Annotated in this window: 21 protein-coding genes; 16 read left to right on the forward strand and 5 right to left on the reverse strand. The window is 38.8% G+C overall.

Annotated features, from left to right (window positions below):
* Positions 1–88: 88 nt before the first annotated feature.
* The 4 genes from DL897_RS17640 to DL897_RS17655 all read left to right on the forward strand — a co-directional run bounded on the left by DL897_RS17640 (position 89) and on the right by DL897_RS17655 (position 2393).
* Positions 89–337 carry a hypothetical protein gene (locus DL897_RS17640; protein WP_113660430.1) on the forward strand — a complete coding sequence of 83 codons (249 nt, stop codon included), beginning with the start codon at positions 89–91 and terminating at the stop codon, positions 335–337.
* Positions 338–419: 82 nt separating this feature from the next.
* Positions 420–1010, forward strand: coding sequence for a hypothetical protein (locus tag DL897_RS17645; protein WP_113660431.1), 591 nt, complete (start codon positions 420–422; stop codon positions 1008–1010).
* 182 nt (positions 1011–1192) lie between these two features.
* The gene (locus DL897_RS18425; RefSeq protein ID WP_168188872.1) at positions 1193–1351 is read left to right on the forward strand and encodes a hypothetical protein; all 159 of its coding nucleotides are present in this window, start codon (positions 1193–1195) and stop codon (positions 1349–1351) included.
* Between the two features lie 493 nt (positions 1352–1844).
* Positions 1845–2393 (forward strand): hypothetical protein, encoded by a 549-nt coding sequence (locus tag DL897_RS17655; protein ID WP_113660433.1) that lies wholly within the window; start codon positions 1845–1847, stop codon positions 2391–2393.
* 390 nt (positions 2394–2783) lie between these two features.
* On the opposite strand, the gene DL897_RS19115 is transcribed toward DL897_RS17655, so the two are convergent.
* Positions 2784–3182 carry a tetratricopeptide repeat protein gene (locus tag DL897_RS19115; protein WP_113660447.1) on the reverse strand — a complete coding sequence of 133 codons (399 nt, stop codon included), beginning with the start codon at positions 3180–3182 and terminating at the stop codon, positions 2784–2786.
* Between DL897_RS19115 and DL897_RS17665 the strand changes: the two genes are divergently transcribed.
* The gene (locus DL897_RS17665) at positions 3084–3596 is read left to right on the forward strand and encodes a host-nuclease inhibitor Gam family protein (protein WP_168188874.1); all 513 of its coding nucleotides are present in this window, start codon (positions 3084–3086) and stop codon (positions 3594–3596) included. The two genes, DL897_RS19115 and DL897_RS17665, sit on opposite strands and share 99 nt — an antisense overlap.
* Positions 3597–3601: 5 nt before the next feature.
* On the opposite strand, the gene DL897_RS17670 is transcribed toward DL897_RS17665, so the two are convergent.
* Genes DL897_RS17670 through DL897_RS17685 form a run of 4 tightly spaced genes read right to left on the reverse strand, consistent with a single transcriptional unit; the run spans position 3602 to position 4863 of the window.
* Positions 3602–3895: a hypothetical protein gene (locus tag DL897_RS17670; RefSeq protein ID WP_113660435.1), complete on the reverse strand. Its 294-nt coding sequence runs from the start codon at positions 3893–3895 to the stop codon at positions 3602–3604.
* A 14-nt stretch (positions 3896–3909) separates the two neighbouring features.
* Positions 3910–4299 (reverse strand): hypothetical protein, encoded by a 390-nt coding sequence (locus DL897_RS17675; RefSeq protein ID WP_113660436.1) that lies wholly within the window; start codon positions 4297–4299, stop codon positions 3910–3912.
* Positions 4292–4543: a helix-turn-helix domain-containing protein gene (locus DL897_RS17680; RefSeq protein ID WP_113660437.1), complete on the reverse strand. Its 252-nt coding sequence runs from the start codon at positions 4541–4543 to the stop codon at positions 4292–4294. The genes DL897_RS17675 and DL897_RS17680 overlap by 8 nt, the downstream gene beginning before the upstream one ends.
* 14 nt (positions 4544–4557) lie before the next feature.
* Positions 4558–4863, reverse strand: a complete 306-nt coding sequence (locus tag DL897_RS17685) for a helix-turn-helix transcriptional regulator (RefSeq protein ID WP_113660438.1) — start codon at positions 4861–4863, stop codon at positions 4558–4560.
* Positions 4864–4973: 110 nt separating this feature from the next.
* Between DL897_RS17685 and DL897_RS17690 the strand changes: the two genes are divergently transcribed.
* From DL897_RS17690 to DL897_RS18940, 11 genes are all read left to right on the forward strand, one after another.
* Complete coding sequence (locus DL897_RS17690; RefSeq protein WP_113660439.1) at positions 4974–5207, forward strand: helix-turn-helix domain-containing protein; 234 nt, start codon at positions 4974–4976, stop codon at positions 5205–5207.
* Positions 5208–5212: 5 nt separating this feature from the next.
* Positions 5213–6247, forward strand: coding sequence for a hypothetical protein (locus tag DL897_RS18040; RefSeq protein ID WP_145962244.1), 1035 nt, complete (start codon positions 5213–5215; stop codon positions 6245–6247).
* Positions 6247–6603: a hypothetical protein gene (locus DL897_RS17695; RefSeq protein WP_113660440.1), complete on the forward strand. Its 357-nt coding sequence runs from the start codon at positions 6247–6249 to the stop codon at positions 6601–6603. Before DL897_RS18040 ends, DL897_RS17695 begins: the two co-directional genes overlap by 1 nt.
* Positions 6604–6693: 90 nt before the next feature.
* A complete protein-coding gene (locus tag DL897_RS17700; RefSeq protein WP_113660441.1) occupies positions 6694–6957 on the forward strand; it encodes a hypothetical protein in 264 nt (87 codons plus the stop codon).
* Positions 6958–7065: 108 nt separating this feature from the next.
* On the forward strand, positions 7066–7383 hold the full coding sequence (locus DL897_RS17710) for a hypothetical protein (RefSeq protein ID WP_145962245.1): 318 nt from the start codon (positions 7066–7068) through the stop codon (positions 7381–7383).
* Positions 7384–7431: 48 nt separating this feature from the next.
* Entirely contained in the window at positions 7432–8397 is a 966-nt protein-coding gene (locus DL897_RS17715) for a replication protein (RefSeq protein ID WP_113660444.1), read from the forward strand.
* Positions 8398–8485: 88 nt separating this feature from the next.
* Entirely contained in the window at positions 8486–9160 is a 675-nt protein-coding gene (locus DL897_RS17720) for an ATP-binding protein (RefSeq protein WP_113660448.1), read from the forward strand.
* The gene (locus DL897_RS17725) at positions 9160–9447 is read left to right on the forward strand and encodes a helix-turn-helix domain containing protein (protein WP_113660445.1); all 288 of its coding nucleotides are present in this window, start codon (positions 9160–9162) and stop codon (positions 9445–9447) included. The genes DL897_RS17720 and DL897_RS17725 overlap by 1 nt, the downstream gene beginning before the upstream one ends.
* The gene (locus DL897_RS18430) at positions 9444–9605 is read left to right on the forward strand and encodes a hypothetical protein (RefSeq protein ID WP_168188875.1); all 162 of its coding nucleotides are present in this window, start codon (positions 9444–9446) and stop codon (positions 9603–9605) included. Before DL897_RS17725 ends, DL897_RS18430 begins: the two co-directional genes overlap by 4 nt.
* A 13-nt stretch (positions 9606–9618) precedes the next feature.
* On the forward strand, positions 9619–10017 hold the full coding sequence (locus DL897_RS17730; RefSeq protein ID WP_113660446.1) for a hypothetical protein: 399 nt from the start codon (positions 9619–9621) through the stop codon (positions 10015–10017).
* 35 nt (positions 10018–10052) lie between these two features.
* Complete coding sequence (locus tag DL897_RS18940; protein WP_276308608.1) at positions 10053–10184, forward strand: hypothetical protein; 132 nt, start codon at positions 10053–10055, stop codon at positions 10182–10184.
* The last annotated feature ends 404 nt before the right edge of the window (positions 10185–10588 follow it).

The following is a 10588-nucleotide window of genomic DNA, read 5'->3' on the forward strand; positions in this document are numbered from 1 at the left end:
GGATTCATCATTTTTTCTGATAACTCACTAACCATCTATGAAGGACAGCAAAGTTTTAATTATAACTTACCTTTATGGAGGGGTTAACATGTTTAAAAATGAATTTGATCAAGTACACTTAAGTGGACTGTCTATGATGGGCGGAAAAAAAGATGATGATAAAGGGGATCGCCCTGGAAGCGGTGGATGGGGCAGTGATGGAGAGCGTAGAAAAGCAGATGATTGGAGCGGCTTCACGCCAAAATATCGGAAACCAGATAGATGCTCTGAATGCAAGTCAACATGGTTAGAGTGGAATGGACGAGCTTGGGAATGCCCTGAGGGTCATGAACAATAAAAAAAGGACATTAGCCTGATTTTATCGAATATCATGGGAAGCGTATATTGCTTCCCTTTTTCTTTAAAGGAGGAACGATTAAATGACCGATGAACAGGCGTTTTTTCTTGGAATAAAGCCTGCATTATTAGCGAACGAAATGTATGAACGGTTTGATGAATTATTGACCTTTCCACATGTTACAGACTTTTCACCCATTCGATATAGTTGTACACGAAGGATGAACTATAAAGGATGGCTCTTTTTCCAAACAGAAGAGCAAAAACAAGAAGTATTGAAGAAAGCAGAGGAACTGGGTATCACCTCAATCGATGATATCGAAGCAGAACGCCTTCTTGGGCACATTCTTGGTTATCCCCCAAAAGCTGTCGATACCTACCTCCAACGATTAAAGCTTAAACAAGAAAATCAAGCAGAGCGGAAACGAAAAGAAATACGAGAAGTTGCAATGGAATACTATGGTTGTGTATTCATGTGTTATGTTGAGGATATCTTAGAATGTGCTAAATGGCTCTGGGATACATATCCTTTCTCGGAATTAGATCAATTATTAATAGATCATTGTGGGGAAAAAGCCAAAGTGGAATTTAGAGATTTTAATGGTCTAAATCATTTGATAGATCATCTTGAAACAAAAATATATGTCGAGAGTCAAGAGCTTTTGCATACATAAACCCTTGTTAGCCCTAGAAACTGGGCTTTTTTTGTGATGATATTCTATATAATGCATGGGAAATCGGACTATTCGCATATGTCCTGGCATCGCTTATCCTACTTGCTGAACCAATCCGGGCTTTGTCTTATGAGAAAGCCATTAGCGGAGGGGTGCATAAGATAGTTAAGCTTGTCAGGGGGTTGTTCTACATATGGGCTGATGGCGTTGTATCAGGAGATCAAGTGGTGGATTTCATGCTTGATTCCCGTGATTGCTGTAGTAGTCACTGGCTATCTGTAAAAACGCAAAAGTCCGATCCCGCGGTCAAGGAGAATCGGACTCAGAACGAAGTTAAGTAGTTCTGAAGACGTGACCCCTGCCCGGGCACGTCTCTTCCATATATTGTAACAATAAACTTATGGTTTAGTCAATCAGCTTACTTTAGTACTACCAACTGTGATCATGACAAGGTCTAACCGGCTCACCATGTAACCTCATCTCTGACTCTCTGCACATAAAAACATACCTCCTATGTATATAAAGACTTTAGGGAATATACATAATAACGGCGCAACAAATTAAATTGTATCCTCCCTCTAGTTTTAGTAAAAATCTTTTCACAAGATTTTGCCTAAAAGACTAGAAAGGAGGTAGGGAATCCATGAACCATAACAATCAACCCAAACCAAAAGAAAGTAAACCCTCAAAATGCTGGAGCTGTCAAAGATCAGATGGATTGGTTTGGGATAGCGGCGAATGGAAGTGCACCCAGTCATGTAGTTGTGTCGTAATGATATAATAGGATCAGCCATTTCTTGGGCTGATCCTATTTTTAAGGGAGTGATTAATGAGATGCGTAAAAGCCACGAACAAGCGTTCATCGATGGCTATAAGCCGGCAGTACTATCTTTAAAAAGAAATCCCTTTTTTGAGCAGTTCATCCAATATCCGCACATCAGCCCATTCAATTCTGAGCCTGAGAGCTACATATTCTTTCAAAGTGATCACCTCAAAAAAGAATACGAACAAAGATTAAGAAAAGCTGAAGGAATTTTTCAATATCATTGCATCATCGGGCAAACTCTTGGATTCCCACAACGATCAGTAGAGTTTTTCGCACAGGCGCGAGAAATCTTAGAGAAGATGGGAGAGTATCCAGAGCAAGAGAAATTACATGAGATAGGTGTAATTTGGGCAGGTTTTTACTTCTCATCCCATGTAGATTTTTTTGATCAAGAAGTCAGATGGCTATGGGATAGATACATACACCCTAAGGCACAAGGAGATCTCTTAGACATCAGAGTAGGAAATAAATTTTACACTATAAATTTTGGAGATATTGATAGCCTACACCAGCTTGAACTAGAAGCTAGGAAACAGCTAGGTTTGGTCACAGTTTAACAGGCCTGTTAGGGCTTTTTTTGTCTATAGAAAAAGCCACCGAAAAAAGGGTGGCTTTTTTATTATGGTCCAACTGGTTCAGTGTTTTGTTCAACAGGTGGAACTTTAGGATCTTGTATATCTGAGCTTGAAATAAACCCAACGGCAACAAAAAGGAAGCTGAATATGCTCTTTTTAATCAATTTAATACTCCTCCTCGATGTTAAACATTTTTTCTAGATAAAAATAGTATTTTTCTTTATCAACATTTTTAGAGTACTTAGCTAAACGTTTGATTATTTTTTCTTGCTGACTTTTTGAACCAAATTCTTGTAATAAATCTAGGGATTGTTCAAGATTTTCGATAGCTTCTTTAGTTTGATTTGTATTATATTTAACTATTCATTTTATTTACAATATTCTTGATATTTTTAATTTACTATCTTTTCTTCCCCCTATTTTTAATGCTTTATTTAGGTATTCTTCAGATAATTGCCATTCATTTTGATGCGCGTATAAAATTCCTAGATTATTATATGTGTCAATTAATAAAGTCTCTAAAGTCACCTTTTCTTGAAATGTTAATGCAGTATGAAAGTAATTTTCGGATATTTCAAAGTTCTCAAGTTCAAAGTAGATTTTACCTAATGAAGTCCAAAGATCGAAGGAACAGTTATGTTCTTTATTAAGTCTTGCAATCTCAATCCAACATTGAAAGAGTCTCTGGAACAAACCATCATTTGCGAAGAATTCACAGTTGATGACCAAGAAAAAGCCAACTGGGCACTGAGGAAGCTTCGTTCTCTTCAAGAAAAGAAACTAGCCAATGAAGAGCTGGCCAACAAAGAAAAAGCCAAGATCGACGCTTGGCTTAACGAAGTAAACAGCCAACTTGACCAAGACATCGAATACTTTCAAGGATTGCTGACAGCTTATGCGATCCGGCTACGACAGGAAGATCCAAAGTTTAAGTCGATAAAGCTACCCAACGGTAAGTTCGGATTTAGAAAGCAGCAGCCAAAATGGCAGTATGATGACCGTAAGCTGTTAGAGTATCTAAAGCTGAATAACCTTAATGAGTTGATTAGGACTAAGGAAGAAGTGGACAAATCTAAACTAAAAAAGCTTGTCCAAATAGTAAACGGACAAGCCATTGATCCCGAAGCAGGCGAGGTTATCGATAGGATCACTATAGTGGAAGATAAATTCAAGATTGACTTATAAGCGAGTTACTTAACCTTCTTGATCAGACGAAGATCCTTCTCGTGCTGGAATAACTGCCCTGCGAGTACGTTTTGACCTTCAGCAAGATCTTCAAGACCTTTTTCAATTTTTTCTAAGATAACTTTTTGGCCATCTGAAAGATCTTGTAAGCCAACATCTACTTTCTGATCAAGATTATCAACTTGTGTTTCGAGGTTGGTTAATCGTTGATTAACGACTTTCAGTTCATTTTCAATATTGGACATCCGGTTATCCATACTGGATAGCTTTTCTAAGATCAAATCGAGTTTATCGCTCATGGGGGATCAGCTCCTTACTTAATCCGTTTTAATTCAGCCTCATGTTGAATGGATCGACTCGAAAGAAGATCAATAACTCTGTGTTGTTGTTCTTGGATGTTTTCGATGCTACGGGTACGGCTTTTGATGTCAGTTATATCATTGTCCATTTTCTTTAGTAACTGAATCACATCATCATGTTGTTGTTTGGCTAAGAGGGCAAGATCCTGTTTTATTTCTTGAACGTCTTCCTTCAGAACGTTGGCATCTTCTTTTAGCCCTTTGACATCTTGCTTTAGACCGTCAACATCTTCTTTCAATTCATTGAATTCTGTTTTAGTGACCATGTTGTTCTCGACGTTGGTCATACGTTGATTTAGTGATTTTAGTTCACTCAGAATTTGTTCAAGCAGTTTATCACTCATAGGGATCATCTCCTTGTTTCTGATCGTTAAATTCAGGCGAGTCAAGGAATTCCTGTAACGTGATTCCTAAACCATAGCATATTTTCTCCAATGTTAGAAGTCTGGGATTCTTACTTTCTCCGTTTACGATGCTATTTAGTGTTGATTGTGTTAAGCCAGAGAGTTTCGCCAATTTATTAATAGTAATTCCTTTACTATCACACAGAATTTTAATTCTAAGAGCAACTTTTTCAGAAATAGCCATTAACATTCACCCACTTAGTTATCATCTGCTAACGTTTCAATTATTTTTGACAAGGCGTCACGTTGTTCGGGCGAAAGTTTCTTTCCAACCTGTAACCATCTTTGAAGATCAGATGGAAGGGTGTCACTGGAAAAAAACTCCGATAAGGAAACGCCTAGAGAATTGCAGATATCAACTAAAACGTCATATGATGGATTGAACTTTCCATTTTCTATTCGAGCTATACTTTCTTGTCTTTTACCAATAGATTCAGCTAAGTCTGCTTGGCTCATGTGTTTTTGTTTTCGTAACTCTTTGATTCTATATCCTAAATTAAACATTTTACCACTCACCTGTCATAAACATTCTAAAAAAATGATCTAATAGATCATAAATACAATTGACTTTATGATGTTATACATCATAAAATATAGGTAAGGAGGTTACAACAATGGTTGGAGTCAATATTAAGCGCCTTAGAAAGAAACAAGGCATTACACAAACTGTATTGGCTCAATCTGTAGGAATTCGCCAAGAATCCTTAAGCAGAATTGAGAAAGGACGATTAAATCCATCTCTTTCTACTCTAACTAGAATAGCTAAAGAACTAAATATATCAGTTTCTACCTTGTTGGGAGAAGAACAGATTGTTCCATTAACATTATATCGTTATTTTGAGGAGTGACAATCATGAGTAAATCATTAACAGTTATCGAAGGCGGAGCACGGGCGCAGGAGATCGAGGTTGTGGAGTATGTACCATCAAGCGTGATGACAGTGGATGATGCCAAGGCTGATCTTGAAAAACTGTACGATGTTGTAAAGTCAGTTATGCGGCCGAAAGTTGATTATGACACAATTCCAGGGACACCGAAACCGACCTTGTTAAAGCCCGGAGCTGAACGCCTACTTCGATTTTTCGGACTCGGACATCGTGTTGAATGTATAGAGAAAGTGACTGATTGGGAAAAGCCATTTTTCTATTTCAACTATAAAGTAACCATTGTTAAATCATATCCAACACACGAGATTGTTGTGGCTGAGTGCGAAGGGTCATCAAATAGCAAGGAAAAGAAGTATCTTAAACAAGATCCATACACCATAGTAAACACATTACAGAAAATGGCTATAAAGCGAGCATTAGTCGGTGCGGTTCTCCAAGCCACTGGATCAAGTAACCTTTTCACTCAAGATGTTGAGGATATGGATCTAGATCGCCAGCCCACTAAACAGAAACAGCAGCAGTATCAATCACAGCAACAAGCACCAAGACAGAAGCAATCAAAGCCAGCACAGAAACAGAACAAGCAATTAGATCGTGACTCACTAATGAGAAAAATGCACGGTAAAGCTGCTGAACGAGGACTCAGTGATAAATGGATCAAGGCTATCATTTCTTACTACTACAAGAAGGATAGCAGAACAAAATTGACTATTGAAGAATTGCAAGATCTTATTAATAAGTTGGAGAAAACAACAAATCAAGAATTGAAAGAAATCCTTTCGGCGGTGAAATCTTATTTCCAAAGCCAGACATCATCACAACAGCAGCAACCAGAACCAGAGCAGGAGCAACCAGAACCAGAGCAGGAGCAACCAGAACCAGAGCAGGAGCAACAGCAAACATATGATGTTAATCCTGAAACGGGAGAAATATTAACCGGACCGATCACAGATGAGGAACTGGAAGAACTATTGGCACCAAGCCAAGGAGGTGAGTTCTAATGTCAATATTGCAACCGCTAGAGATGATCTGGGACGAGGCAATGTCTTTCAATGAGTCGCTGAACGTTCCAGTTCGCTGGAAAAGAGCTCATAGAATTGGACGGATGAAACGTAAAGTATGGGCAGACGGGTACAGATCTAATTCCACCGAACATGTTTTATTGATGGAAGATCTCCATGATGGGAGATTAAAACGTAAGGCTGGACAATTCTTATGTGGGACACGAATTACGAATAAAAATGCCCACCTGATATTAAATATGGGAGGTGATGACGAGGAAAGAAGTAAACGCATCAAGGTGGATTGCCCCAAATGCTTGGAGGTTGCGAAGCGTTGGCAAGAGAAAAGCAACTGAAACTATTGTTCCAGCTGCTAGTGTCAGAAAAAACAATACTCAGCTGTCTTGGTGCTGCAACACCAAGACAGCAACAAAGGAGCGATAATAGTGTACAACAAAAATGACTCTCTTACAAGAGAGTATATTCAGAATGAAATAAAAGTAACTTTGGATCTAGTATACCTGCTAACAGGGGAAAATGAAACCCGGTTCGACATAGACAAATGGACTTATGATCATAACGGAAATGTATTTCTTAATGAAAAATTCATTGTAAATGACTTTCGAATTGTTGAGCATCTAAAAAATATTGAGCATCTAGAAGCAATTCTAAAACGATTAGAAGGCGGTGACAACGATGGCACGTTATAAATGCAAGTTGTCACTCCTGAAGCCAACTAAGAGGCAGAAATTCGTTCCAGCGGTAGGGGACCAGGTAGAGATTCGCAAGCAAGTCTATACCGTTAAGGAAGTGTTCAAGTGGGACGGTCGATATGTAACGGTGTTGGACAAGCTGGGGCTAGTCTTCGAAGGCGAACTTATTCGCCTAGAGGAGGGCGAGGCGTAATGGAAAGAAAACTTGTCCTGATCGGGAAAGCACGTCATAAGTTCGGCGGGTGGATCGAAGCCAAGGTGTTTCAAACTTATGAAATAGATGTCTATGAGTTTGAAGTATTCATAAATGAAAAGCACTATTGCTTAGGAAAATCGCCTAACGGAGAATCGGGAGCTAAAACCCACTGCCAAAACTGGTCCAGAAGTGAAAGCATTGGCCGCTGGGTTTGGAAAGAAAAATAAAAAAATGGGCGGCGGTTGTCGCCCGACCCACACAGGAGGGAAAAAACGATGGCAAATCCTCAGCCAGATCAATTTATCAAGCTAAGTATGGAGCTACAAGAAGCTATCATGAAGTCTGATTTTAGTAAGAGGCAGCGGAACATCTTGGATCTAGTAATTCGGTTAAGTTATGGGTGTGGCAAGAAATACGCTTTACTTCGACCAAGCGACTTTCAACTGTGTGGGGTTGGTAAAAACCATATAAAAAGCGAGTTGGAATATCTGGTTCAGACAAAAGTGCTTTTTGTGAATGGGGAACAGATTGCTCTTAACAAAAACTATGATGAGTGGCGAATAAGCATTGTAAAGAAATTTGATCAAAGTAAATGGATGGAAGTTTTGAAGAAAAATCTTTCACATATAGCGGTTCCCGAAACAGGAACCGAAGTTCCTAAAATGGGAACTGATGAAATAGAAGAGTTCCCGAAACAGGAACCAAAAAGTTCCCGAAACAGGAACCAAAAAGTTCCTAAAACAGGAACCGACACAAACCACGATCCTTACAGCGACGCGGAGTTTCAGCCTCCTATAGATAATATAAAGATAAATATAGATAAAGAAGATAGAAAGATAGAAGAAAAGGACGACCCGATCTTTGAGATAGAAAATTTATTCATTCAAAGACGTGGGATCGGAATCATACCAAGCTCAGATGATTATAAATCTATCTATGGTTTAATAGCTGATGAAATTCCTTTAGAAGATATCTTATTTGGTATTAATTATGCTTTTGATAACTTTAAACCAAAACATTCAAGAGATCGGATTAGATCATTTTCTTACTGTGAGACAGTGATTCGTGATTTATATGCAAGAAAGCAAGCCAAGGTAAAAGCACAACAAAAAAAGGAGAGATCCAACAATGGCTATGCAAGCAATGAAACCTATGATGGCGGATCTAATGAAGCGAATCCAGATCTTGAAAAAGAAATCAGCTGCTACTATGACCAATTCCCTGGACTCTTCGCAAACTAAATTTAAGTGTGAAAAATGCCAGGATACCGGTTATATCATCAAGTCTTGGGATGGAGCTGGAATTGCTTCAGAGTGTAGCTGTTTGGAGATGAAACGCCTAATAAGCCGATTTAATAGTGCCATGATTCCAGATGAATTTAAAAGTGCGACTTTTCAAGGATATGAAATAAAGCATCAAGCCCATAAGACTCTGTTAGATGCAGCTAGAAAGTATTTGATAGATTTTGATCAGATCAAAGGATCATCCGCTAATAGTCTTGGATTTATAGCCGTCTATGGTGAACAGAGATTAAAAGAGTTACCAAAAGAACAAAGAGCAGCTGCCAAACGTCAACACAATAATTACGGGCTTGGTAAAACACACTTACAGGTGGCCGTAGCTAAAGAACTCATAAAAAAAGGTGAATCTGTTTTAGTAGTTTCAGATGTAGCACTACTGGACGAGCTTATGAATCTTCGCCGCTCATCAGATAACCAACATATTTTCAATGATCGTATTCATCAGCTGATAACTGTACCTGTTTTAGTTTGGGATGACATTGGGAAAGCAAATCCAACCGAGGCGAAACAATCAATGTATTTTCAAATTATAAACGAGAGGTACAAGGCTCAACGCCCAATCATATACAGCTCAAATGAAGATGTTCAGACACTAGAAGATCGGATTGGTGGGGCGGCAGTGTCCAGATTGTTCGGGATGTCAAGGGGGCGAATCGTTCGGGTAGAAGGTCCAGATTATCGCTTAGTAGGAGGTGGGGATTAATGTCTGGATTCGGCAACGCCCGGATGGCTGACGGTCGAAAAATTAAATATCAGCGTCAGAATATCTACACGGCATTAGAAGATTTGAACTTCCATTGGGATGAGAAGGAAGTTCTACAGTTTGACCAGATGTGGCAAAAAGGGGTCAATTTATGGGATATCTCCAGATTCTTCAATAGGCATATTGATGAAGTCGCAATATTGGCTATCGATCGTGCCCGATCTGGAGCGATTCAACCTAGACAAGGCGGTGCATTCGGACAGAAAAGGTGGCGATATAAAGGATGAATAAATGGGATGTTCTTGAATACCTCAAGTATCGCTTTATGGCCACAGGAGTTTTACCAGATCAACTTCAAATCGAGCAGGCTTTCCCAGAGTTGGAACCGGATGAAATAAGCGAGGGTGTAGAGGAATTCATATATAGAGTGAAAAGGATCGCTTGAGGAGGAATAAGGCATGAAAATAAGTTCATGGAATGGTGCCATGTATGTGACTGTTGAAGAAAACGATGTGGTACGGAAAATACCCGTTGAGCTGGGAGACGGGATTCTCCATCCGGGGGAATTTGTTTCAAAGCTCGGAGAAAAAAAGCGGACAAGCTTCTATATGCAACCTGGTTTCTACCTTCGCTATGAAGGTATGATAGAAAGTTACCTAATCTTCAATGTGAATCTTTATGATAACAAAGAAAACATATTTTATGCATTCGCATATGTCGATAAAAATACTCTTCTCATTTCTAGCGGTAGGGGCATGTGGGACGTTAGAGTAACTCATTTAGAGAAATTCCAGCTAAATGAAATAAAACATTTAATGCCTAGAATAATAGAGCAGCTAGAGCTGGAGTTATTATAGACGGGGAGACGAAAGCTTAGGGAGGAGAAGGAAATATGAAACAGCTTGAACTGAAACAAATAGTAGAGGAAGCAATATACATCGATGGTGAGCATCATAAGCAATATTTTTTGATTCAAATAGCAAAGGTACTTGGTATTGAGCTTGAGGAAGGCATAGCACCATAAATAGGACAGGGTGAGCCGACATCCTGTCCTACGAAAAAACATAGTCAGTTACGATTTTAATCAGAAAATAACCTCTTTTGCAAGGGGGATCATATTTTTTATCCTCAGCTCAATTTAACCCACTTCATATCTATTTTCCCTTTTATATAAAAAACAAAATTCACTCTCGAATATCTATTCGAAAGAGGGTGATAGAATTATCGAAAATTACCTGCAGAATTTATATATCCCCTAATGATATCCAACCTAACTTAAAATTCCTAACCCGATTGCAATCCAACCACCTTCAAAGAATTCCATTCTCAAATATCGACTTCTTCCGATCTGGACCAAGTTGGATAAACTTTGATGATTATCATTCACTTATTGATCCAGTATTAAAAAGGTCTGGTGGAATCTGTTTT

Source organism: Thermoflavimicrobium daqui (assembly GCF_003313465.1).
In the GTDB taxonomy this organism is placed as follows: Bacteria; Bacillota; Bacilli; order Thermoactinomycetales; family Thermoactinomycetaceae; genus Thermoflavimicrobium; species Thermoflavimicrobium daqui.